At 48.9% G+C, this 23682-nt stretch carries 19 protein-coding genes; 6 read left to right on the top strand and 13 right to left on the bottom strand.

Annotated elements, in window-relative coordinates; all coding sequences use genetic code 11:
- Positions 1-15: 15 nt before the first annotated feature.
- Positions 16-957, bottom strand: coding sequence for a DUF1702 family protein (locus EQU24_RS12375; RefSeq protein WP_017839202.1), 942 nt, complete (start codon positions 955-957; stop codon positions 16-18).
- Positions 958-1030: 73 nt separating this feature from the next.
- Positions 1031-2020, bottom strand: a complete 990-nt coding sequence (locus tag EQU24_RS12370) for a PEP-CTERM sorting domain-containing protein (RefSeq protein WP_017839203.1) — start codon at positions 2018-2020, stop codon at positions 1031-1033.
- 179 nt (positions 2021-2199) lie between these two features.
- On the opposite strand from EQU24_RS12370, the gene EQU24_RS12365 reads away from it, so the two are divergent.
- Positions 2200-2658: a helix-turn-helix domain-containing protein gene (locus tag EQU24_RS12365; protein ID WP_017839204.1), complete on the top strand. Its 459-nt coding sequence runs from the start codon at positions 2200-2202 to the stop codon at positions 2656-2658.
- A 431-nt stretch (positions 2659-3089) separates the two neighbouring features.
- On the opposite strand, the gene EQU24_RS12360 is transcribed toward EQU24_RS12365, so the two are convergent.
- The 8 genes from EQU24_RS12360 to queF all read right to left on the bottom strand — a co-directional run bounded on the left by EQU24_RS12360 (position 3090) and on the right by queF (position 12273).
- Positions 3090-5396, bottom strand: coding sequence for an efflux RND transporter permease subunit (locus EQU24_RS12360; RefSeq protein ID WP_040575445.1), 2307 nt, complete (start codon positions 5394-5396; stop codon positions 3090-3092).
- Between the two features lie 404 nt (positions 5397-5800).
- Positions 5801-6616, bottom strand: coding sequence for a bifunctional DNA-formamidopyrimidine glycosylase/DNA-(apurinic or apyrimidinic site) lyase (mutM, locus tag EQU24_RS12355; protein WP_017839207.1), 816 nt, complete (start codon positions 6614-6616; stop codon positions 5801-5803).
- A gap of 42 nt (positions 6617-6658) precedes the next feature.
- On the bottom strand, positions 6659-7966 hold the full coding sequence (locus tag EQU24_RS12350) for a GldG family protein (protein WP_017839208.1): 1308 nt from the start codon (positions 7964-7966) through the stop codon (positions 6659-6661).
- Positions 7963-8715, bottom strand: a complete 753-nt coding sequence (locus tag EQU24_RS12345) for an ABC transporter permease subunit (RefSeq protein ID WP_014148094.1) — start codon at positions 8713-8715, stop codon at positions 7963-7965. Before EQU24_RS12345 ends, EQU24_RS12350 begins: the two co-directional genes overlap by 4 nt.
- A 580-nt stretch (positions 8716-9295) precedes the next feature.
- Complete coding sequence (locus tag EQU24_RS12335; protein ID WP_017839209.1) at positions 9296-10624, bottom strand: SLC13 family permease; 1329 nt, start codon at positions 10622-10624, stop codon at positions 9296-9298.
- 107 nt (positions 10625-10731) lie between these two features.
- On the bottom strand, positions 10732-11592 hold the full coding sequence (gene asd / locus EQU24_RS12330; RefSeq protein ID WP_017839210.1) for an archaetidylserine decarboxylase: 861 nt from the start codon (positions 11590-11592) through the stop codon (positions 10732-10734).
- Positions 11582-11875: an EscU/YscU/HrcU family type III secretion system export apparatus switch protein gene (locus tag EQU24_RS12325; protein ID WP_014148097.1), complete on the bottom strand. Its 294-nt coding sequence runs from the start codon at positions 11873-11875 to the stop codon at positions 11582-11584. Before EQU24_RS12325 ends, asd begins: the two co-directional genes overlap by 11 nt.
- An 8-nt stretch (positions 11876-11883) precedes the next feature.
- Positions 11884-12273: a preQ(1) synthase gene (gene queF / locus EQU24_RS12320; RefSeq protein ID WP_017839211.1), complete on the bottom strand. Its 390-nt coding sequence runs from the start codon at positions 12271-12273 to the stop codon at positions 11884-11886.
- A gap of 101 nt (positions 12274-12374) precedes the next feature.
- Between queF and smc the strand changes: the two genes are divergently transcribed.
- Together smc and EQU24_RS12310 are read left to right on the top strand one after the other, a co-directional pair.
- Complete coding sequence (gene smc / locus EQU24_RS12315) at positions 12375-15884, top strand: chromosome segregation protein SMC (protein ID WP_014148099.1); 3510 nt, start codon at positions 12375-12377, stop codon at positions 15882-15884.
- Positions 15884-16609, top strand: coding sequence for a cell division protein ZipA (locus EQU24_RS12310; protein ID WP_017839212.1), 726 nt, complete (start codon positions 15884-15886; stop codon positions 16607-16609). Before smc ends, EQU24_RS12310 begins: the two co-directional genes overlap by 1 nt.
- 229 nt (positions 16610-16838) lie before the next feature.
- Here EQU24_RS12310 and smbP read toward each other — a convergent pair whose 3' ends face one another.
- Positions 16839-17282, bottom strand: coding sequence for a small metal-binding protein SmbP (gene smbP / locus EQU24_RS12305; RefSeq protein WP_017839213.1), 444 nt, complete (start codon positions 17280-17282; stop codon positions 16839-16841).
- Between the two features lie 527 nt (positions 17283-17809).
- On the bottom strand, positions 17810-18481 hold the full coding sequence (locus EQU24_RS12300) for an SOS response-associated peptidase (RefSeq protein ID WP_017839215.1): 672 nt from the start codon (positions 18479-18481) through the stop codon (positions 17810-17812).
- A gap of 2 nt (positions 18482-18483) precedes the next feature.
- Here EQU24_RS12300 and EQU24_RS12295 point away from each other — a divergent pair, with 2 nt between their 5' ends.
- The 3 genes from EQU24_RS12295 (at position 18484) to ppk1 (ending at position 22718) form a co-directional block, all read left to right on the top strand.
- A complete protein-coding gene (locus tag EQU24_RS12295) occupies positions 18484-19380 on the top strand; it encodes a 1-aminocyclopropane-1-carboxylate deaminase/D-cysteine desulfhydrase (RefSeq protein ID WP_017839216.1) in 897 nt (298 codons plus the stop codon).
- A 2-nt stretch (positions 19381-19382) separates the two neighbouring features.
- Positions 19383-20102: a class I SAM-dependent methyltransferase gene (locus EQU24_RS12290; protein ID WP_235726371.1), complete on the top strand. Its 720-nt coding sequence runs from the start codon at positions 19383-19385 to the stop codon at positions 20100-20102.
- Positions 20103-20624: 522 nt separating this feature from the next.
- Positions 20625-22718: a polyphosphate kinase 1 gene (ppk1, locus tag EQU24_RS12285; protein WP_017839218.1), complete on the top strand. Its 2094-nt coding sequence runs from the start codon at positions 20625-20627 to the stop codon at positions 22716-22718.
- Between the two features lie 67 nt (positions 22719-22785).
- Here the strand turns inward: ppk1 and folP are convergent, their stop codons facing one another.
- Positions 22786-23622, bottom strand: a complete 837-nt coding sequence (gene folP, locus EQU24_RS12280; RefSeq protein ID WP_017839219.1) for a dihydropteroate synthase — start codon at positions 23620-23622, stop codon at positions 22786-22788.
- Between the last annotated feature and the right edge of the window lie 60 nt (positions 23623-23682).

Raw genomic sequence — 23682 nt, 5'->3', positions numbered from 1 at the left:
GGCTGCGATACAGGCTTAAATAAAGTGTCGCCGTATCCGTTGCCGCCAATGTTCGTAAGCCGGCAGCGCGTTATCGGCAGGCACTTTCCGCAAGGCATCGTCCGTTAATTGCGCGGCATGTTCGGCGCTTAAATTGCAAAAGATGCGGCAGGCCAGCTTGGTATGATCGGCCGGATTGCCGGCCCGTTGTCGGGCTTTGGCTGCAAATGCAGCGCCTTGAGCGAGATGCGCAAGAAAGTCGCCGGCCAAAACTTTCAGACGCTCTAAATCGTCCGGTTCGACACCGCCGGCATAAGCGCCGGCCAAGCCGACGCCGCTCCACAAGTCGCCCTGCCTATCCGTCGGAAAGTCTTGCAGCGCCGATACGATACGCTCGGGATCGGCTCCCATGACGAACCACAGACTGCGTCCTAAACCTTGGTCGAAAGCCCTCTTTTCATAGCCTTGTAGGCATGAAGGACGCTGTTGACGGCCGATACTGTCCGGCCAATGAAAATAGCCTTCGTGGAAGCCGTAACCGTCAAGGACCAGCCAACGGAGTAGGCAGTCCATGCGCGAGGTCAGGCTTGCCGGCGACACCGGCAAGCGGGCCAAAGCCCAACCGGCGCCGACATGCAACATATAGGCGTGATGCTGCGCCGGGCCTGTCAAAAATGCTTGAAAACGGCTCGGTCGCCACGGGCAAAGGAAATCCGATATCACCAAGCCCATCGCGGCACCTTCGAAGAGGAAACCGCGCAATTCGTTGTCGTCGATTGCGTTCAAATGCTCGGTAAGGCGCAACGGATCGTTATCGAGCAAGGCGGCATGATAACCTTCGACAAAACTCTTGCCGATGCGCTCGATTCGCGCCTTGACCCGGTCGTCGCCGACCTTGAAACCGCGCAGTTCGATTCGGGTTTCGGCATCCGAAATGCCGAATAAAGCGTGTCGGCAGCGTCCGAAAAATGCAACCATAGAAAATTTTTATCGTTATTAAAGCCAAAAGCTTAGCAAAAAGCGCCGAAGGACTCGGCGCATAGTCTTACGCTTAAGCGAGGGGTTTGCGGCGATGTTGCCAGCCGAACAATGCTAGTCCTGCGGACAGTAGCATGAATGTGGTTGGCTCAGGGACAGTATGTGTGGCGCTAATTACGGATACTGATAGTTGTTGTGGTTCAAGTTCAGTTCTGTCGGGTTTGATGAAATACAAATTAAGAGGCAAAGATTCAACATCTGCATCAAAAGTACCGATCGATGGATCTCCAGCGCTTACTTTACCCAAGCTAACATAGGTTGTACCTTTAGGAGGCGGAACATCATCCAATAAATCAAATGCCATTCGTAATGCATAACTATCTAGAATGCTATCGCCGGATAAATCACGGACATCGTTACTCACTACCTCCCCTACATCAACAATGCCATCGTTATTGAAATCGATCCATACGTCAAAGAAGATATCGAAGATACTGTTTGCAGGAAAGTCTATAATGCCATCAGTTGGTGAACCGGCTAAGTCTTGGATTTGCCCGCGAGAGTGATCGAGACCTATAGCGTTAAGGTCATCGAAAAAAGACCAGCCTTGCCCAACTCGTATTTGAGCGTCATAACCAAGAACCTCTCCAATGAGATGAAGACTTATCATTTCAGTCATGATGGTATCAAACTCATTCTGCTCGAACGGCGTTCGGTTGCAATTAGCTATTTCACCAGGAGAGATGCAGTCGCGAATCACCTGTGTTGGGCCAGTGCCATAAAAACTTACTTGCTGTCCATTTATGGTAAGCCCTTTGACACCTCTAGAACCAAAGCTATCTGTAATATCAAACGGTTGTTCCCAAATAGCTGCGGCATTGGAATCAGTTGATAACAACGTGGCAACCAATGCAAATGGTAGAGCGAAATATTTTAAGTCGCGAAATACTTGAGTACTTGATAGATAAGAGTGATAAAAAGACCGCCTTGTTTTATAGGACGAAAGATTAAAGAGTAAGAACATAACTCCCCCAAATTTTTTAAAATTGAAGTCAAGTTTCAACGAAAATCGATATAAGTTGCTTTTTCGCCATGTGTTAGCATGAGTGTCTATTCGCCAACAAATTAAGAACACACAATATTGATACCAAAAGGCCTAGGTCATACGGTGCGTCATTGTGCTTGTCGCACGATTCAGGCGGAACGTAGCGTTAACGACCGTTATTCAACAGTAGCAAAACGATGAAACGACAAGATCTAAGCCATAATCGTCTGGTGCTTATCGAGACGTTAAATAAATATTTAAATAAATCGCGATCCGCGCGTTTTCAATATCGATTACAGATCTTGATTTTAGCGACGGCGGGACTGAGTTACGAACGGATTGCCCAATGTTTCGACATCAGTATTCGAAGCGTTCAACGCTGGGTGCGTTTTTACCGAATATTCGGACTGGAAGGCCTTAAGGATGACAAGAAGACCGGTCGGCTTACCGTTTTGAAACAAGACGAGAAGCTCAAGGTGAAGCTTGATTTGTCCCATTCGCCGATCGAGTTAGGCTATCGGGATCAAAGCTGGAGCGGCGGTTTATTGAAATCGCATTTACACGAAAACTATGGCGTTAATCTCAGTCTTAGGCAATGTCAGCGCATATTGAAGGATTATCGAGACGATTTAAACAGTAAGGAGCCTGCGCCATAGTTATACCCATCGCAGATCAAAACTCGGAACCAGGGTGTTCGTCAAAGGACGCCGTGAATACATTCCTGTAGACTCTATGTCAGCTCCATGCTGGCAAAGCCTTTGCCGCACACCCTGGCGCCTCCTCAGGCACTGCCAAAATTTGAAGTGCGAAAGGTATAATGGTTTTGCGACAAGTATTTTGTCGCTAGTACTAAAGTACAATTGACTTGTTACTGAGCGGAATAAAGATTATGTCGATCTGTAAAAATTATGGACATTCCGGCATCGTTTGTGTGGATGTGTTTATTATACCTTTACGTTTCCAATCTAACGGCGTAGCTTTGAAGTTATCAATGATTCAGCAAAACAATACCTTAGAAGAATAAGTCAATTCGAGTTGTCTGCCTAGAGTGTAAAAAAAGCTGACAGTTAGCCCGGCTAAATTGAGCTCATTTGCGATTATTCGCATCGCCGTCCCACAGCATCAATAAAGGCGGCAGCAGTAATAAATCCAAGAACAAGGCGATGGTTAGCGTTATCGCGGTCATTAACCCCATTTCCGAATTTATCGTAAAAGGCGAAAAACTCAAGACGATAAATCCGCAGATCAAAACCGCTGACGTGATCCAGATCGCTTCGCCGACGGTCGAAAAGGCGTGTCGTATTGCCTCCCTGCAGCCATAGTTTTTTTCCAGTCGTGCATGCCGGTATTTGCTGATGAAATGAATCGTATCGTCGACTACGATGCCAAGCGTGATGCTTGCCACCACGGATAGGCTCAAACCCACGCGCCCGTCGATGAGCGCCCAAATACCGAAAGCGGCAATAGAAGGCGTTAAATTCGGAATAATGCTGATAAGTCCTAAACTTAGCGAACGAAATGCACCGATTAGAATAAACGAAATAAAGACGAGTACGAGCAAGGTTCCTGTAATCATGCTGCGGATATTGCGTTGCCCGACATGGGCGAACATCAATGCCGTGCTGCCGGTTTCAATGTTCGTTTCCGGCATGTCGGTTTTTAACCATGCTTTCGAGCGCGATTCGAATGTCAGCATTTGTTTAGAGCTCAAATTCTTCAAGGTGACGATGACCCGCGTACCCGATTTATCGGCGTTGATTTGATCGTTTAAGTCCAAGCCGTATGGCAACGACAATTCGTACATTAAAAGGTATTGAGAGGCGAGTTCGCGCCGGTCGGGTAAAGCGTAATATTTCGGGTCGTCGTCATGCATGTTTTTATTGAGTCGTTTGAATATATCGGTCACGGTATTGACATGCACGGTTTCGGGTTGTTTTTTCAGCCAATCGTTAAATCGGTCGAGATTTCGCAAAAAAACGGGTTCTTGTACTCCGCCTTCCTGTTGAGTATCAAGCGAATATTCGATCGTGTATATGCCTCCGAGATGTTGGCTGAGAAAATCGGTGTCTTGCCTGAATTCGATCGATTTCCCGAAATAGTTGACGAATTCGTCGTTCAATTCGTTGTCGGGTGCATAGCCGATCAGAATCATGGCAAGCAGACCGTTGATCGGTAGCAATGCTTTACGATAACGGATCACGAATATGGCCAAATGATGCATGGGCCTTTCGGTACGTTGTTGTTTTAACCGGGGTCTTATTGGCAATAGCGTTATCAGCGAGGGTAACAACGTAAGTGTTAAGAATAGCGCAGCCGCAACGCCGGTTGCGACGATATTGCCGAAGTCCCTAAAAGGAGGCGCTTCGCTGAAGTTCATGCCGAGAAACCCGAGCATCGTACTAACGCTGGTGAGTAAAATCGGCTGAAAATTCGAGTGTAGGCTTTCTTGAATGGCTTGTTTTTTTTCTTGCCCCGCCTCCATATTTTGACGTATCGCAAGCAATACATGGAGGCAGTCGGCTACCGCAACCGTCATGATGATGGTCGGCGCGACCGCCGAGGTAGGCGTTAAGTGGCCATGAAACCATCCGAATGTTCCTAACGCGGAAGCCATTGCCAACATAATGAGCAAGACGACGGCGAATGTCGCCGATAGCGATCTCAAGCTTAGCCATAATACCCCAATGATAACGCTATACATCAGCGGCAATAATTTCAGATTATCGCTCATCGCCACCTCAACAAAGGCATTACTCATCATTGCTATGCCGCTGATTCGAATTTTAACGCCGGGATATTGACTCTCGATTTCGCCTGCGAGCTTTCGTGCTCGTTCGGCAAGACGAATCGATTCCATCGGGCTTTTTCCAGGCAAATGCACATTAACATTGACGCCTGCGACATGGCCGTTTACAGATACCAGTCTATTAACCAGCAGGGGCTCATTCAGTGCCGTTTTCTTTATGGATAGAATTTCGGTTTCGGTCAAAGCCTTCGGGTCGGGAATCAAGTCGGCGATGATTATGTTTTCGTTGTCTGAATAACTATGTTGAAAATTAACGATAGAATCGACTCTGCTCGCATAAGGAAGCTGCCAGGCGGCTTGAGTCAATTGCGCGATGGCCTGAAGGGAGGAAAGATTAAAAATGGAATCGTTCGGCGGTTGAATGACAAAAAATACGCTATCGGTTCTATTATAAACGGCCTCTAAGGCCTCAAAAGCAAGAAGCCGCGGATTTTCCTTGCTGAAATAGACCCGTGAATCGCTATTGAACCCAAGATTCATCGCGCCGGACGATAATGCAACAACGACCGAAAAGACAAGCAAAAGAACGCGCCAAGGATAATACGTTACCCAGTGTGACAATCTATGACTGACGCTTTTCCAAGGCATATAAATGATTTGTTGTTTGAGGTTGGCGAGATTGTGCATGAAAAATTTAAATGCACAAACTGAAAGTTATTAACGGTAAAAGGTAATTTAAAAATTCTGTCTAAAATAACTTTCGGATTTTGCTCCCTTGTCCTTCGGGATAGGAATAGTCCTTGGCAGGAGGACGGTTTTTCAATTAAGGATTTGGCCGTAAATAACTTCCCTATTTTAAGGAGGGTTCGGTTGCTCGATTGGCAGGTGTCAGCGGCAGGGCAGATTTTTGCTCCTCGGCAATTGCTCCTGCATTGCCCTAATACACGTCATCCATGGCAATCAGTCACCGCCGTCAAGCCTGCACGGACGTATTCACGGTTTCCTGTCAAGCGAGTTACCGAACCCGCTATAAAACTCATAGCATCAGGAAGTTATTTTTGACACTGTTTGCAAAAAACCGAGCTTCTGTTGGCGATGCGGATTTCGGTGAGCGGCGTTAAGCAGGTGCGGCAGGGCTCTCCGGCTCGTCCGTAGACTTGCAATTGTTGTTTGAAATATCCGGGTTTTCCGGTTTCGTTGACGAAGTCTCTTAGCGTCGTGCCGCCTTGTTCGATTGCGCTGCTCAAAACCGAGCGGATACAGTCGGCGAGCGTTCGATAACGGGCGAGCGATATGAGGCCGGCAGCGCGGGTCGGTTTGATGCCGGCCATGAACAAGGCCTCGTTGGCATAGATATTACCGACGCCGACCACGATATGGCTGTCCATGATGAACGATTTGACCGCAAGGCCTCGCTTTTTAGACAACCGATAAAGATAGTCGCCGTTAAAATCGGTTAGCAGGGGTTCGGGGCCGAGTTCTTTCAACAAAGGATGCTCGGTAATCGCTTCGGAAGTCCACAGCACCGCGCCGAAGCGTCTCGGGTCGTTGAAACGCAGTATCGTCGTATCGGAAAACACCCAATCGACATGGTCGTGTTTCTTGATTTCTTGTTCGCGGTTGACGATGCGTAGACTCCCCGACATACCCAAATGAATGATCAGCACGCCTTTTTCGGTGTGCAGCAATAAATATTTTGCCCGCCGGTCGACTCGTTCGATGCGAAGTCCGTTCAATAGGCGATCTAAACGGTCCGGCACCGGCCAGCGCAGGCTCGCTTGGCGTACCACCGTTTCTTGGATGGTTCTGCCTTCGATATGAGGCTTGATGCCTCGGCAGGTTGTTTCGACTTCAGGTAATTCAGGCATGATAAAGTTGTCGCATTAAATCCAGTGTGGCAAGCCGGCTTTTCAACGGCGTCTACGCCGGTACCAAATCAACCAGCCGGTTATCAGCAATACTATCGGAATAATCAACAGAAAGCCGAAGCCCATCAAAGTGACCGATAGTGGAGTCAGCTGCAGATGCCGATCCGGAGCGGATTTGACCGGAATTGCGACATAGCGGTCGTCGCGGAGTAGCCAATTGATCATTCTTAGGCCCAGTTCAAGGTTGCCGACGTTGCCAAGGTAGGCATTGGCGAGAAAATCGCCGTCGCCAATCACGATGATGCGTTGTTCGGTCGTTTCATCGATTTGGCGGGTTAAGGCGTAAGCCAGACTTAACGGGCCTTTGCGTTCTTCGGCGTCGGTCCATGATTTATCGGAGCTTTTTATTAAGACCTCGCTGTCGAATGAGCTTTCCTCGCGGCTTTGCAGCGCCGCCGCGGCGGGAAATAGCGTCATCGTCTGTAGATTTTGCGTGATCGGATGGCCCGGGTATTTGGGGATTATCACGAAACTCGGGTCATTTATGCCGTAGAGTCCGGCGCTCATATCGACGATCGTGCCGGGCAAGCGGTCGATGCCTAGGTAATCAGCCAAGCCGCTTGGAATTAGGCTGTCGGGATCCGCCAACCAAAATAAATGGCCGCCTTGTTCGAGATAGTCATGCAAAATGCTGACTTCTCCAGGTAATAAGTCGACGCGCGGGCCGGCGATGATCAATAATTCCGAATTATCCGGAATAGCCGGTATTTCGGCCCAGTTGAGCGTTTGCGCTTTGATGTTGCGTTGCGCCAGCTCTTCGCCGAAGCGACTCAGGTCGAAATTAGCTTGCCCTTCGGGAGATCTTTCGCCGTGGCCGGTCAGAAAACTGATCCAACGGACATGAGCGCCGGTCAATTGTTGTAAGGCATTGGTAAGTGTCGACTCGTCCAGAAAATTGATACGTTCGGTGCGGCCTAGATAATCGACAATGATAGCGCCCGAGGCGCCGATTTCCAGTTTTCGCGTTTTTTCCGGCGTCGAGTCGGGATCGATGAAAGTCAATTCGATATCGGGCTTGTGGAGCTTAAAGCGATCGATCAATTGCTTGATCTGGGATCTGAGTGCCGGATCTTTTTTGATATAAGCCGTCACGACGATTTTATCGGTCAACGAATTTAAGACATTTTGACTAACCGACGATAGGGTATTGCGCGATCCGGCGCTGATGTCAAAGTGAATAGGGCGCAGCGTGCTCAACCATGCCAAACCGAAAAGAATGCTAAGCCAAAGCGTGGTATGAAACAGGTTTTTAATGCGAAGTTGCCGGTGAATATGGCGCGAAATTTTCATTTTTGCAGCCGGTCGTTATCGAGGTTACGAATGCTGAGGATCAGGAAAGTCGCGATAAATAACGCGAAATAGATTAGGTCGACGGTGTTGATCAACCCGCTTTGCAGGTTTTGAAAATGCCTCAGCAAGGATAGGTATTCGAATAATTCGCTTTTATCGTCGCGAAGCCCGGCCGACCAGTCCACAATCCATAAGAGCATTAACAGCCCGAATGCGCCCATCGCTGCAACGGTCGGATGTCCCGAGAGACACGACATGAATAGGCCGACCGAGCTGAAGGCGGCCAGCAATAACAGCAATGCCAGTATATTCGCCAGCAGTTTGCCGAAATCGAGCGTGCCGCCGGCGAGCAGCGATAGGGGCATTAACGTGATCATCAAGAGCACAGTCAGCATTAAGCCTAAAATTCCCAGATATTTGCCGATGACGATTTCGGTGCTCGATACCGGCGCCGAAAGCAACAGGGCCAAGGTTTTATTGCGCCGTTCTTCGCAAATCAGGCGCATCGTCAACATCGGCGTTACCAACATGAAGATAATCGCGGCATTGCCGTACAGCGGGGCGGCGATAACATCGGTCAAGCCGGGAGCATTATCCAAGCCTTCGAGTTGAGGCTGGAGGATGATGAAGGTTTCGACTTGGGTGAGAAACAAATAGGCTAGGATAAATTGTAAAATCGCTAGTATGGACCAGGCCAACGGCGATAAAAACAGGCTTTTGAATTCGCGTAAGGCTATTGCTGTAATCATTATTGACGATGGTATATTAGGCCGAAATTGAAATTCATGCGGTTGACAGTGTAAGCGCAAACGTGTTCAGAGACAATTTTAAACCCTGTGTTATATCTATCGTATATCAAAATTCGGCCGCGATATTTGACTCGCAAGTAGGTTATTAACCTAACGTTCATGAAAGCCTGGCAATCACCCCGGCAAATGAAAGTACGAGACGTGGGGAGGGCGCGGTCACTCGCCCGACAGGACGCCGTGAATACGTCCATGTAGGCTCGATGGCGGCTGTCGATCGAGCAACCGCACCCTCTTCGGAACCGGCTTAACCAGGCCGGTGAAAGTGTTGTAGCCCCTTCATGCTTCGACTTTACTCAGCACGAACGGTCTACAACACATGCCAACTGCTCTTTTTAGGATTATACCTTTTGCACTTCAAATTTCGGCATTGCCTATGGAGGTGCCGGGGTGTTCGGCAAAGGCTTTGATAGCATGGATGCTATCATAGAGCCTACATGGACGTATTTACGGCGTCCTTTGACGGGCACCCCGGCACCGAAATTTGACAAGCAAAGGGTATAAATGATAACCGAGTCACTCGCTACCGAATCACGGCTGCGATTCCGAATAACACCGGCAGAAGGAATAGGCTGACCCATAAACCGCTACGGATCATTTGTTTTTGCGACACTAAGCCGCTACCGAAAACTATCGCATTCGGCGGCGTTGCGACCGGAAGCAAGAAGGCGCAAGAAGTAGTAATGGCCACCACGATAGCGATCGATTGATTATCGATCTGAGGAGTTATACCGATAAACAAAGGTATCAGCAGCGCCGCAGTAGCCGTGTTACTGGCAACTTGGGTAAGCAGCATGGCGAATATGATCATCAACATCAGACAGCCTAATACGGGCATCGCGGCAAATGGGCCGCCGAGTTGTCCGGCGAGCCATGCGCCCGCACCGCTAGAGGACAAAACGAGACTGAGTGTAAGGCCTCCGCCGAATAGCAGCAATACGCCCCAGTCGACGTTGTCCTCAATATCTTTCCAATGAACTAAACGCAATCCGTGCATCAAAATCAGCGAGAATAGGGCTACCGCCGCATCGTAACCGCGGCCGATGCCCAGCCATCGATTCAGCGGTGCTCCGAATGCCCAAAGTCCTACCGTCAGGAAAAATACCGCCAGCATTAAAGTATGAGATCGAGACCAAAGGATTTCGTGCTCCGGAGTTTCTATATCGACCTGTAAATTCGGACTAATCGCAATGCGTAAGGCCAATTCCATTAGCGGCATCATGAGCAATACAGTGGGTAGACCGAACAGCATCCATTGGCCGAAATCGATACCGACAGTGGATGCCGCAATAGCGTTTGGCGGGCTTCCGACAAGGGTTCCTATGCCGCCGATGTTGGCTGAGAACGCTACTCCGAGCAGGATGTAGATGTAGGTCGAGCGGAATTCCTTGGGGTTTAAAGGCGATAACAGGCCGAGCGCCAGCGGTAGCATCATCGCGGCGGTTGCGGTGTTGCTGATCCACATCGATAAGACGGCGGTTAACCAGAATAGATAGCGCGATGCGATATCGACACGGCTGCCCGCCTTTGCAATCACCGAGGCCGCAATCCAGCGATCAAGCCCTTGTTTCTGTAAGCCGCCGGCGAGAGCGAAGCTGCCGAGAAAAAGAAAAATAACCGGGTCGGCAAATTGGCTAAACGCTTCGTCAAAAGCCATTATGCCGCTCGCTGAGGCCAGCAAGGGGACTAATAGCGCGGTCACACTAATATGGAGCGCCTCGCTGAGCCATAACCAGGCGATAGTGACCAATATGGCAATACCGCCGCCAGCAAGGCCGATTTCGCCGCCCAACCAGTGATACAGACTCAAATACAGCACGATTGCAACGGCAAGATTAATCGATCGTGACATTTGAGAGGATTTTCGGCTCACACTGCTGTACTCATCGCTGTTCTAAAATTAGACGACGGGATTCCCCTCGGCGGGACGGGTTTATAACTCGTCCTCAATGTTTCGTTTTACCCTAAGGTCTTTCCGATCAATTGGCCTAATTTCACCGGGCTGTCGGCCGTAAAATCGGCTTGCCAGTCGGCTTTGTCTCTGCCGAACAAGACGATGATCGTCGAGCCCATGTTGAAACGGCCCATTTCCTCGCCGATATTCAACTGCGGAGCATCGGTTTCGTAATGCCAGGTTCTGACTTTTTCGATCGTTGGCGGCGTGACCACACCGTGCCAAACCGTTTCGACGCTCGATACGAAGATCGCGCCGACCAATACTAAAGCCATCGGGCCCGCTTCGGTATCGAAGATCGCCGCGACACGCTCGTTGCGCGCGAACAGCCCGGGTACGCTGTTGGTCGTTGCGGCATTGACGCTGAATAAACGGCCTGGAATATGGATCATTTCTTTCAAGGTTCCGGTCAGCGGCATGTGCAAACGGTGGTAATCGCGAGGCGACAAATAGATGGTTGCGAACGAACCGTCTTTGAATGCTTCGGCGCGTTCGTCATCGCCGCCGAGTAGCTGCGTTGCGGTAAAGCTTTTACCTTTGGCCTGGAAAATATCGCCGTCCATGATTTTGCCTGCCTGGCTGACGACGCCGTCGGCCGGCGAAACGATCGCGCCGGGTTCGTTGGCAATCGGTCTGGCTTCGGGTTTTAATTGGCGCGTAAAAAACTCGTTGAAGCTGGCATAGGCGTCGATATTCGGCTCGAGCGCCTCGCTCATGTCGACACCGTAGTGCCGTATGATTTGCTTGATGAACAGGTTTTTCCAACGCTTGTTTTCGCAATGGGTCAGTTTGCTCATCAACTGCGAGAGCGTATGATGAGGCAAAACATATTGGGGCAGGGTGGTTAGGGTTTCTTTAATCGTCATGGTTCGTGAAATTTTCAGGAGTTTTGCCGCTCAGAAAGTAAGCGAACGCGATCACTTGCGCGACCGCGATATAGAGTTCTCGGGGGATTTCCTCGCCTAGCGGTACCTGAGCCAGAATTCGGGCCAACTCGGGTTCGGCTTGCAGCGGAATGCCGTGTTGGTCGGCAATGGCCATTATCTGTTCGGCGGTTAGACCTTCGCCTTTTGCGGTGACTTTCGGCGCATGCTTGCCGTCGTATTTGAGCGCGACGGCAATATCGGCATTGTAATAGGTCTTCGCCATCGAAAAATTTAGGGCAGATGCACCGGTTCCGGCGCTTGCCAGTCGGGGCTTTTATGTTCGGCGATCACATTCGTGTAAATGCCGCCGCGCACATTGAAATTCGCGCGGATACGCATGAAGTTAGGATGGATCGCCGCGGCTATATGATCGAGAATTTCGTTCGTGACTGCTTCATGAAATGCGCCCCGGTCGCGGAAGGACCACATATAGAGTTTGAGCGATTTGAGTTCGACGCAGAGTTGACTTGGAACATATTCGATTGTTAGCGTCGCGAAATCGGGTTGGCCGGTTTTAGGGCACAGGCAGGTGAATTCCGGGATGTCGATGCGAATCGTAAAATCCCTGCCGGGTCTTGGGTTGTCGAAGGTTTCGAGCTGTGTGCTGGGTTGTGTCGTCATGTATCGATGATAAAAAGCAAAAATAAAAAGTCGAAGTTAATCCGGATATCGTTAATAATACCCGGTTATTTCCATTTAAACCAAGCAGCATTGTACCAGTAATGAAACTGGAAAAAATCAAACTTTCAGGATTTAAATCGTTTGTCGATCCGACCGTGATCCCGATTGCCGGCAATTTAACCGCGATCGTCGGGCCCAATGGTTGCGGCAAGTCCAATATCATCGATGCGGTTCGCTGGGTGATGGGGGAGAGTTCGGCCAAGCATTTGCGCGGCGGCAGCATGGTCGATGTGATATTCAACGGTTCGGCATCGCGTAAACCGGTCGGTACCGCATCGGTCGAATTAATATTCGATAACAGCGAAGGCAAGGCCGGCGGCGAGTTCGCGAAATACAACACAATTTCGATCAAACGCCAGGTCAGCCGTGACGGGCAGTCATTGTATGCCTTAAATAATGCACGCTGCAGACGCAAGGACATTACCGACCTGTTTCTCGGCACCGGGCTCGGTTCGAGAAGTTATGCGATCATCGAACAGGGCACGATTTCGCGCATGGTCGAAGCCAAGCCGGAAGAACTTCGTGTGCATATCGAGGAAGCGGCAGGCGTTTCCAAGTACAAGGAGCGGCGTCAGGAAACCGAGTCGCGCATGCAGCATACGCGGGAAAATCTGGAACGTTTGACCGACTTGCGCGATGAAGTCGAAAAACAATTGAAACATCTGCAAAAACAAGCCGAAAAAGCCGAAAAATATACCGGCCTAAAGCAGCAAGAGCGTCAATTCAAATTGGAATTGCTCGCGATGCGTTGGAATGGTTATCATCAATCCTTGCGGAAATTGGATGATCAGTTACGTGAAGTTGCCGAAGAACATAATCGCTTGTTCGTTGCGGCGCGCGAGACCGACGCCGCGATCGAAGCCGCGCGCGCCGAACATAAGAATCGGCAAGCGGCGATGAATCGCACGCAAGGCGACTATTATCAGGCGTCCTCCGAAGTCGGTCGTTTGGAGCAAACGATCAAGTTGAATCAAAAAAGCCATGAGGAGATCGTGGTCGAGATTGACCGGCTCAGGCGGCAACTCGAGCAGTCGGCTAACGAGCTTGATAACGATCAACTGCAGTTGGAGGAAATTAAACAAGCCTTGTTCGAAGCCGATGAAGCATTGGCGCTGAGCCAGGAGCGCGCCGAGGATGCGGACGCGGCGCGCCAACAAGCGCAGGATGAAAAAAGTACTTGGCAACGGCAATGGGAGTCTTATCTTGCGACAAGTTCGGGCGCTAAGGAACAAGCAGAAATCGAACGGGTTAAAATCCAACAGTTGGATAGTCAAAGTCGCCAACTGCAAGGGCGCTTAGATAAACTGTATACCGAGCAGGGCGAATTGACCGCAAGCCATTTACAAGCGGCTATCGAAGACTTGTCTGCAACGGTCGAATTACTTCAAGATCAGCGCGATGAGATGCATGGGCAACTGGAGGATTTATTGGCACGCATCCAGGAACAACGCCAACAGCTTAAGCAAAATAATCATGAGTTGCACGGCTTGCGCTCCGAGCTGCATGGTATCAACGGCAAGATTTCATCGCTGGAGTTGTTGCAGCAACATGCGATGGGGAAGGATAACAAGCATTTGGCCGGATGGTTGGATCGAGCCCAATTGACGGATAATAAACGTCTGGCGGAATTGCTCGAAGTCGAAAGCGGCTGGGATCATGCGCTCGAAACCGTACTGGGTGCTTATCTCGAGGCGGTTTGCGTTGAGGATGCCGAGTCACTGTTTCCAGTATTGCAAAACCTGACCGAGGATTCGGTGACGCTGTTTCAAACTCGAGAGTTCAACGGCGATTCGCAACAAGGCTCATTGCCGGCATTGATCTACAAAGTTAAGTCACCTTGGAATTTAGATGGCTTGTTGACCGGTATTTATTGTGCGAACGATTTGGCCGCTGCAAAGGCGATGGCGTCTTCGCTCAAGCCTTATGAATCGATTATTCTACCCGACGGCACTTGGATCGGTTGCGGTTGGCTGCGTATCATTCGGACTAAAGACAGCAAAACCGGCGTGTTACAGCGCGAAAAGGAATTGCGGTCGTTAAAACTTCGCCAATCGGAATTGCAACAACAAATTGAGCAACTCGAGGAGCGGGTCGAAGATGCCGAGCAAGCCTTGAAAGATGCCGAAGCTCATCGGGAAACCTGGCAGCGCGAGGAAAAAGCACTCGGATCGGAACTATCGGCTAAAAGCGCCGAATTGAGCGCGGAATCGGCCCGGCACGAGCAGCAACAACGGCGCTTGGCGCAGGTTCGTCACGAAATCGATGAAATCGTCGCCGAAACCGCCGAACAGGCCGAAATGCAAGCCGAAGCCGAAATGAAATTGCAACAAGCCGAGCAACATTTGTATCGACTAGATGAACAAAAAGAAGCCTTGGAAGAGGCTAACCGGGTTTTGCAAACTAAGCTGCAAACCGCCGAAGCTCGAGCTTCGGAAATTAAGCAACAGGTTTTCAGTTATCAGTCGAAGATCGAATCATTGCGTTCTTCAGAGTCTTTGACGACAAAACAAATCGAACGCTTAAGCCTGCAAAATCGACAAGCCGGCGAGCGTATCGCAGAACTGGAACAAAAGCTCGTCGACACGGCCGCGCCGATTGACGATGAAAAGCTCTTATTGCAACAATACCGTACCGATAAAGAAAAACTTGAGAAGGATCTGAAGGCCGCGAGAAAATTACTCGAGGAAACCGAACAAACCATCGCCGGTTTAACCGAGAGACATACGCAAATTCAGCGCGACTTGGAAAAACGGAAAGCAAGCTTGGACAAGCTTCGTTTCGAGCAGCAAGAGTGTCAGGTTCGGCGGCAAACAATCACCGAACAGTTAAATGAAATCGATGCCGAGCCCGAACAGGTATTACAGCGAATACCGGAAGACGCTAATGAAGAGGGCTGGAAATCGCAAGTCGATGCATTAGCAACTCAAATCGATAAGTTGGGTGCGATTAACCTGAGCGCGATCGATGAATATCAAGTTCAGTCGGAACGCCTGAAGTTTCTCGACGATCAGCATGCCGATTTGACCGAAGCCTTGGATACTCTCACGGAAGCGATCAATAAAATAGATAAAGAAAGCCGGCAGCGTTTTAGGGAAACATTCGATAAAATAAACAGCGGTTTGCAAGAAAAATTCCCGAAGCTATTCGGAGGAGGGCAGGCTTACCTGGAATTGACTGAAGTCGATGTATTGGAGGCCGGTGTCAATATCATCGCCCGTCCGCCCGGTAAGCGGAACAGTTCGATTCATTTGTTATCGGGCGGCGAAAAAGCGTTGACGGCGGTTGCGTTGGTATTTTCTATCTTTGAGCTCAATCCGGCGCCGTTTTGTTTGTTGGACGAGGTCGATGCGCCACTGGACGATGCTAACGTGGGCCGTTTTTCGAAAATGGTCGAAGAAATGTCTGCGGCCGTGCAGTTTTTATTTATATCGCATAACAAGGTGACGATGGAGATTGCAAAACAATTGGCAGGTGTTACGATGAGAGAGCCCGGAGTGTCGCGCATGGTCGCGGTGGATATCGAAGAAGCAATGAGTCTGGCGGAAAGCTAATGGATAAAGAAATTTTAAGAATGGTTATTATTGTCATGGGGTTGATTGTGATCGCGGTCATGTTGCTGTGGTCTTATTTCAAAGGCAAAAAATCCCGGCGGGATGGTTTTTATTTCGATGATAAGGAGTCGGTACGGAATATCGATCCGTCGCTGGCCTTGCATCCCGAACACGACGAATTCGACATCGTGCCGCTCGACTCTGCGCAAGACAATGATGATTCGGTCGATTTCAAGGATTATTCGACTGAAACGCGATACGGCTACGAGCCCGGCAAACAATCGGCAACCGATGTATCGACGCAGTCGCATCAAGCCAAAAAAACGAAAGATCAATTGCCTGCGTTGATTCAATTTAGTTTGATAGCTGCCGCGGATGAAGGATTTAACGGCACCGATCTGGCTTTGGCTTTCGACAGTGTCGGATTGGTCTACGGCAATATTAAGATTTACGAACGATTGGATAGCAGAGGCTTGGTCGATTTCGGCGTGGCTAGCATGGTTGAGCCGGGCATATTTCCCGACCGGGATATGGAGAAATTCACGACACCGGGTTTGGTGTTTTTTATGCAGCCGCGTGAAGTCGACGATCCTGTGGCGGTATTCGACGATTTTATCGAAACGATCGATATTTTAGCCGAGGAGTTGGATGGCGTGCCATGGGACGATAAGCGGCAGCCGTTGACCGACGATACGGTAGAAGTATTGAGGAATCGCTTGTCCTGATTAACAAGGTTCGAGACGGATGTCCGTCTCGAACCTTGTTATGAGCTTTGTTGCGTTTTCGGTTACCCGATAATATACCTTTCGCACTTCAAATTTCGGCGATGCTTAAGTAGATCGGTAAAGGCTTTGCCGGCATGGATGCTGGCAAAGAGCCTACATGGACGTATTCACGGCGTCCTTTGACGATCACCCCGGCGCCGAATTTTGATCCACGATGGGTATAAATTGTTTATTGATTTATTTTCTTATAGCCGGTGACTGGCCATTTGCCTGATGACGATTTTGGAGTCTCTTTAGGAGCTTCAATCGCAATTTCTCCCGCAGCAGCCGACCCTTTGGCTTGAGTCGATTTTTGAATGTGTTCAACTGCTTCTTCGGCTGGTGGCGTTGCTATGTCGGCATGATCCATTTTGCCATGTTCGATGGAATATTCCAGTACTTTAATGGCGGCTTCCAAATGCGCTTTTTCCTCGCCTTCCGCGCTTTCCATTGCTTTCAATGCATGCTCTAAAGCAGCTTCGGCGTGCTCGACCAGAATCGGAGCGTGACCCAGTTTGCCGTGCTCGACCGCGGCATGCGCATGTTCCAATGCCACCGCGGAATGATCCTCGGCTATCACCATCTGGCTGGCGCTCATCAATAAACCTATGGTCATTGTTTTCAATAGTTTCATATTAATACCCTCTTTTGTGATGTTGTTATAGTAAATTTTAAGGAACATAATTAAATATAGCTTTAGCGACCGATTGCATGTGTAACATAATTAAACGTTCACTTGATTATCCTCGTGTAGTCGAGCAAAGCCGCTTGAAATTCCCTTATGCCACCCAGCTCGACCAGATAGGCATTTCGAATCGGTTGCCGAAGTTTTAGGTTGTTTCCGTCCCTTAGTCGATAAATATGCCGTGATGGTTTATTTATCGGTTTCATTGTAAAAACGAAATTTTCCAATGTATTCAGTTTTAATGACATTGTTGTAAGTCATTGATATTTAGGCGACTTCATGTCTCCGCTTAAGGATAACGACTCTGCACCTTGAGGCAAATTAGGCCCGAGCCGTTACGCCACATATCCTTTTTAAGATCGAGTCGAACTTTATTTGATAACTTAAGTCCGCGATGAATAACCCTACACCTTTTTAGTGAGCTTTAGCAAGGTCTTTAGCCTATTTTGTTTCCGAGAAAATGAAATTGCGGTTCATCAATGCGCTATTTGAATCGGTTGAATGCAAGCTTCATCGTTATGAACCGGATTATTGACATGCTGGCTAACCGGCGTCAATTCCATTTGTTGATAACAAATGGCTTGATCGAATGCGAGCACTTCGGTCTCGAATTTTCGCTTATCCAGCCAATCGCCATAATTTTCAAGGTTGATAATAACCGGCATACGTTCATGAATGTCTGAAACCGGTGCTAAGGCCGGGCATGTAATGATCGTGCAGGAGTAAATGGTTTCGTTGCCGTTTTCCCAATGCTCCCATAACCCTGCGAACGCAAATAGCCGATTATCTGGAAAATGCACATGATAAGGTTGTTTGCCGGTTTCGGTTTGTTGCCATTCGTAAAAGCCGGTAGCGGGAATCAGGCAACGGCGTTTAGAATAAGCGGATCTGAACGAGGGTTTGTCGGCCAAGGTCTCGGCCCGGGCATTAATTAAGCGGTTGGCGATTTTCGAGTCTTTGCTCCAGGACGGTATCAAGCCCCAATGCAAATAAACGCCTTTGTTGCTACCGTCCTCCAATTGTACGATGTTCAGAATTTTTTGACCCGGCGGTATATTGTAATCGGTCCGGTAATTCGGCAAACGCTTCAGCCGGAAATGTTCGATGATTGTGTCGCTCGTCGTGATTAAATTAAACCGTCCGCACATAGATGCACCCTAAACTTATCGCACTCGAAAATCAATTTACACGTTCGATTTTAACAAAGGTTTCAGCTCCGTGTCTGGACAGAAGGCAGGTCGAGTTATGGATTAAACGCGATGACTTGTTGCATCCTATCGTATCCGGCAACAAATGGCGTAAACTTAAATACATACTCAACCATGCCTTGTCGCTAGGTGCGATTAAAATCGTCAGCATGGGCGGCGCCTATTCGAATCATTTACATGCCTTGGCCTATGTCGGCCGCCGGCTTGGTATTCAAACGGAAGGTTTTATTCGCGGCGAGCCACAGTCGAATCCAACCTTAATCGATTTGCGGCGCTGGGGAATGCGTCTGCAATTTGTATCGCGTGAAGACTATCGCAATCTCAGGCAATACAAACATTGGAATAGTTTGCCGGGAATCGATACCAACGCTTATTGGCTGCCGGAGGGGGGATCGGTCGATTTGGCTTTGCAAGGTGTGGCCGAGCTGGTTTCGGAAATCGATATTCCATACGATGTCGTTTGTTGTCCTTGCGGAACCGGAACAACCTTGGCGGGCATTATCGAAGCGGTTCGGCCCGATGTCCAAGTCATCGGTTTCTCGGCGCTAAAAGGCGGCTCTTTTTTGAAGCGTGATGTAGAGGCGCTGTTGACTCAGCCCCGGGAGAATTGGGATATCGTCACCGATTATCATTTCGGCGGTTTTGCGCGAACCAAGCCTGAATTAATCGAATTTATCGAGCAATTTTTATACGAGACCTCGGTGCTACCGGAACCGATTTATACCGGAAAAATGTTTTACGGGATCTACGACCTAATCGAGAAAGGCTTCTTTCCTGCCGGTCGACGAATTGTCGCCATACATACCGGCGGCCTACAAGGCAACAGAGGTTTTGCTTAGGAATGATGAATCAACTCGAAATAAGCCCAGAGCATCAGCATTATAGCCACCGATTATTGCAGCGAATACTTGAGCCTGAATTGATGGAAGATCCCAAACAGGTGCAAGCCTATGCGCAAGCCGATTTTTCGGAGCCCAATGATCATTTTATGCAAAATTTGAACGCCTTGGTTGGCGTTAGTGGTTTCGATGGTTATGCATTGGATTTGGGCTGCGGTCCGGGCGATATCAGTTGCCGTTTTGCAAAGATTTACCCATCGGCTCTGGTCGATGCATTGGACGGGTCGAAAGCGATGCTTGACTATGCCGAATCAATTATGCCGAGTGAGTTGAGCGCGCGCGTTCGTTTTATTCACGGTAAATTACCAACGGTTTCATTGTCTCGAAGCCGTTATGATTTGATTTTTAGCAATAGTCTGTTACACCATTTGCCGGAACCGCAAGCCTTGTGGCACTTTATCAAGCGCTACGCCGGCAATGGAACTAGGATTGCCATTATGGATTTATTCCGACCTCAAAGCGATCGGCAAGCCATAGAAATTGTTGAAAAATATGCCGCTAAGGAGCCCGAAATTTTACAACGCGATTTTTATCATTCGTTATTGGCGGCATTTACGCCTGAAGAAATCGAGGAACAATTGCGCGAAGCCGGCCTAAACTTTGAAGTCGAACGTATTAGTGACCGGCATGTTTTTATTTCGGGAACTATTATTTTCAAATAATTAAGATCCTAAGCGGCACTCAGTATCGTCAGGCAAATTAACAAAAATCGTAGCTAGTTAGACCCCCGACACTTATCGTTCCCATGCTCTGCGTCACTGCCATTAAGTTAAGCCGTTCGTGGTGAGCCTGTCGAACCATGGACGGCTTAACTTATCGACCCAGGATTTTTCCATTCATCCTTCGACAGGCTCAGGGCGAACGGAAAAATCCTTAACTTAATGGCAGTGATGCTCTGCGTGGGAATGCTTGAGTACCGCTCCAGCTGTACGAGACGCTAGAGCGTCTCGGTCTTCATTCCCACGCTGGAGAGTCTGTGAAAGTATTGGTGAATACATCATAATAAATTTATTCACCATGAAGAACATGAAGGCAATGAAGGTAAAATCAATAATATAACTCTTTATGTTACTTCATGCTCTTCATGGTTATTTCGTAATCTTAAATACTTTTACAGCCTCTGGAGCGTGGGAGCGATAGGGGACGTGAATAATTAACAATAATCTATTACGGAAATTAATAGTATGGAAAAAGAAAACGAAATCGGCGAGGCGATTAATCTCGATAGTTATGACCTGTATCTGAATCGCGAGCTTAGCCTGCTCGAATTCAATCAAAGAGTCCTCGCGCAAGCTAAGGATGCTCGTGTACCGTTATTGGAACGGCTAAATTATTTATGCATTTCTTGCTCGAATCTCGATGAGTTTTTCGAAGTCCGGGTCGCGAGTCTTTTGCAAATGGCCGAAATGGACCCTAAGGCCATCGGCGTCGACGGTTTGTCGCCGCATGAACAGCTCGAAAGAATTTCAGCCAAGGCGCATGGTCTGGTCGAGGATCAGTATCGGGTCTTAAATGACATCTTGTTGCCGGCCTTGGCAGAGGAAAATATTCATTTTATCCGGCGAACGGAATGGACCGCTAAACAGCTCAAATGGTTGGAGAATTACTTTAACGAAGAATTACTGCCGATTTTGACGCCGGTCGGATTGGATTCTGCCCACCCGTTTCCACGTATTCTCAACAAGAGTTTGAATTTCATCATTTCATTAACCGGCAAGGATGCCTTCGGCCGAAATAGCGGTCGGGCGGTTTTGCAAGCTCCACGAGCTTTGCCAAGGATCATTCAATTGCCGGCCGACGCGACCGGCAGCGGACCTCATGACTTTGTGTTTTTGTCGTCGATTATTCACGCCTTTGTCGATCAATTGTTCAATGGCATGAATGTCAAAGGCTGCTATCAGTTTCGGGTGACCCGAAATAGCGATTTTTTTGTCGATGACGATGCGATAGACGATTTGTTGCTTGCGGTCGAAGGCGAATTGGCTATGCGCAATTACGGCGATGAAGTCAGGCTTGAGATTGCTTCGAATTGTCCTGAAGAAACCGTCAATTTTTTGATGGCCCGTTTTGAATTGACACAGGATCGCTTGTATTTGGTCGATGGGCCGGTCAATTTGAATCGCTTGCAGGAAATCATTAATCATGTAGAAAGGCCCGAATTGAAATTTACGCCGTTTAAGCCGGCAGTACCGCCGCAGCTGGCTCGTAACAAAAACATTTTTGCCGCTATTGAAAAGCAAGACATTCTTTTGCATCACCCGTTCGAATCGTTTTTGCCGGTTGTTGAGTTTTTGAAGCAGGCCGCCGCCGATCCCGATGTCTTGGCGATCAAGCAAACGCTGTATCGTACCGGCGTGGATTCGCCGATTGTCAGCGCATTGGTAAAAGCCGCTAGGGCCGGTAAGGAAGTTACGGTAGTGATTGAGCTGCGCGCTCGGTTCGATGAAAAAGCCAATATTAATTTGGCTGCAAAGTTACAGGAAGCGGCCGTGCATGTCGTTTATGGGGTCGTGGGCTATAAAACACATGCCAAAATGTGTCTGGTGCTACGCAAAGAAGGTAAAAAATTGCGTAATTATGTGCATCTCGGTAGCGGTAATTATCACCCGAAAACAGCGTTGCTTTACACCGATTACGGTTTGTTTTCATGCGACAAGGAACTTGGCGAGGACGTTCGCCGCGTCTTCGCTCAATTGACCAGTCTCGGTAAGGTGACCAAGCTGAATAAGCTATTGCAATCGCCTTTTACGCTGCATAGCGGTTTGATCGAGAAGATCGAACGTGAAATAGATCATGCTCAATCGGGAAAGCCGTCCGGAATCATTATTAAAGTTAACGCGATAGTCGAACAACAGTTGACCAAAGCCTTGTATCAGGCCTCGCAGGCCGGCGTCAAAATTAACTTGATTGTCAGGGGTATTTGTTGCCTTAAACCGGGTATTCCAGGTGTTTCCGAAAACATTGTCGTCCGATCAATTATCGGCCGATTCCTTGAGCACACCCGTGTGTACGCGTTTGAAAACGACGGTAATCCGGAAATCTATGTTGCTAGCGCCGATATGATGGGGCGCAATATGTTCAAAAGAGTCGAGACCGGCTTTCCGATAGAGAATAAACGATTACATCAACGGGTTAGGAGTGACTTAGAGTTATATTTAAAAGATAATTGTCAAGCGTGGCTCTTGCAGTCGGACGGACAATATGAGCAATTATCGCCGGGAGAAGGGGAAGAAACGATTCAAGCTCAATCGGAACTCTTGGCGTCTTTGCAAAATTAAGGCTGAGAGCTATTTCCGGCACGCTTCGGCGGCCTAAGAGATTGCTTGCCAAAGTCATAGATTGACATCATGGCTCGATTGATAATCTCCGTTGTTTGATCGCCCAAGCGACATCGACCGCCTGCCTATTTTCTTTGATATCGTGGACGCGGAATAGCTTGACGCCGGCCATGACGCCCAATGCCGTGGTGACGGCTGTGGCGGTGATCAATTCGGTAGGTTCGGCGACATCCAAAATCGAACCCATGAAGCGCTTACGGCTAGTGCCCAGCAAAACCGGATAACCGCTTTCGACGAAGCGATCCAAGTGCGCCAATAAATCCAAATTGTCTTGTTTACGTTTACCGAAACCGATGCCGGGGTCGATCGCAATAGTGCTTCGATCAACGCCTTGTTCGATTGCTTGATTGATGCGCTGCATCAAATGATTCAGCACTTCGCCTACGACGTCTTGGTACTGAGGCTTATCCTGCATCGTTTTGGGTGTGCCTTGTTTGTGCATCAAGATGATAGGAACCTGACGTTTTGCGGTCAGCTCAAAAATCATGGCGTCGTCTTCGCCGGCCGAAATATCGTTGATGATATTGGCGCCGGCCGACAGTGCCGCTTCGGCGACCAGGCTCTGTGTCGTATCGATGCTGATCAGTATATCCGAGGCAAGATGCTTCCGGATGGCTTCGATGACCGGCACGACGCGGTCGATTTGTTGCGCGGCGCTCACCGGGTCGGAGCCGGGGCGGGTCGATTCGCCGCCGATATCGATGATGTCGGCGCCTTCGGCGAGCATTTTACGGCATTGCTCCAATGCGTTATCAAGGCTGTAATGCCGCCCGCCGTCGGAAAAGCTGTCGGGCGTCACATTTAAGATGCCCATGATCAGCGGTTTTTCTATCGTGTTAAACATAAATAAAATTTCGGCTGTATTCGAAGTGGCCTTTGAGGATCGGGTATAATAGCGGACTAT

The sequence above is a fragment of the Methylotuvimicrobium buryatense genome (assembly GCF_005931095.1).
In the GTDB taxonomy this organism is placed as follows: domain Bacteria; phylum Pseudomonadota; class Gammaproteobacteria; order Methylococcales; family Methylomonadaceae; genus Methylotuvimicrobium; species Methylotuvimicrobium buryatense.
Note: the sequence above shows the minus strand (reverse complement) of the source record. Positions and strands in the feature narration are given on the sequence as shown.

Excerpts from the sequence above, each read along its gene's own strand:
- EQU24_RS12375 (WP_017839202.1), bottom strand. The coding sequence starts at position 957 with ATGGTTGCATTTTTCGGACGCTGCCGACACGCTTTATTCGGCATTTCG.
- EQU24_RS12365 (WP_017839204.1), top strand. The coding sequence starts at position 2,200 with ATGAAACGACAAGATCTAAGCCATAATCGTCTGGTGCTTATCGAGACG.
- EQU24_RS12360 (WP_040575445.1), bottom strand. The coding sequence starts at position 5,396 with ATGCCTTGGAAAAGCGTCAGTCATAGATTGTCACACTGGGTAACGTAT.
- mutM (WP_017839207.1), bottom strand. The coding sequence starts at position 6,616 with ATGCCTGAATTACCTGAAGTCGAAACAACCTGCCGAGGCATCAAGCCT.
- EQU24_RS12350 (WP_017839208.1), bottom strand. The coding sequence starts at position 7,966 with ATGAAAATTTCGCGCCATATTCACCGGCAACTTCGCATTAAAAACCTG.
- EQU24_RS12345 (WP_014148094.1), bottom strand. The coding sequence starts at position 8,715 with ATGATTACAGCAATAGCCTTACGCGAATTCAAAAGCCTGTTTTTATCG.
- EQU24_RS12335 (WP_017839209.1), bottom strand. The coding sequence starts at position 10,624 with ATGTCACGATCGATTAATCTTGCCGTTGCAATCGTGCTGTATTTGAGT.
- asd (WP_017839210.1), bottom strand. The coding sequence starts at position 11,592 with ATGACGATTAAAGAAACCCTAACCACCCTGCCCCAATATGTTTTGCCT.
- EQU24_RS12325 (WP_014148097.1), bottom strand. The coding sequence starts at position 11,875 with ATGGCGAAGACCTATTACAATGCCGATATTGCCGTCGCGCTCAAATAC.
- queF (WP_017839211.1), bottom strand. The coding sequence starts at position 12,273 with ATGACGACACAACCCAGCACACAGCTCGAAACCTTCGACAACCCAAGA.
- smc (WP_014148099.1), top strand. The coding sequence starts at position 12,375 with ATGAAACTGGAAAAAATCAAACTTTCAGGATTTAAATCGTTTGTCGAT.
- EQU24_RS12310 (WP_017839212.1), top strand. The coding sequence starts at position 15,884 with ATGGATAAAGAAATTTTAAGAATGGTTATTATTGTCATGGGGTTGATT.
- smbP (WP_017839213.1), bottom strand. The coding sequence starts at position 17,282 with ATGAAACTATTGAAAACAATGACCATAGGTTTATTGATGAGCGCCAGC.
- EQU24_RS12300 (WP_017839215.1), bottom strand. The coding sequence starts at position 18,481 with ATGTGCGGACGGTTTAATTTAATCACGACGAGCGACACAATCATCGAA.
- EQU24_RS12295 (WP_017839216.1), top strand. The coding sequence starts at position 18,484 with ATGCACCCTAAACTTATCGCACTCGAAAATCAATTTACACGTTCGATT.
- EQU24_RS12290 (WP_235726371.1), top strand. The coding sequence starts at position 19,383 with ATGATGAATCAACTCGAAATAAGCCCAGAGCATCAGCATTATAGCCAC.
- ppk1 (WP_017839218.1), top strand. The coding sequence starts at position 20,625 with ATGGAAAAAGAAAACGAAATCGGCGAGGCGATTAATCTCGATAGTTAT.
- folP (WP_017839219.1), bottom strand. The coding sequence starts at position 23,622 with ATGTTTAACACGATAGAAAAACCGCTGATCATGGGCATCTTAAATGTG.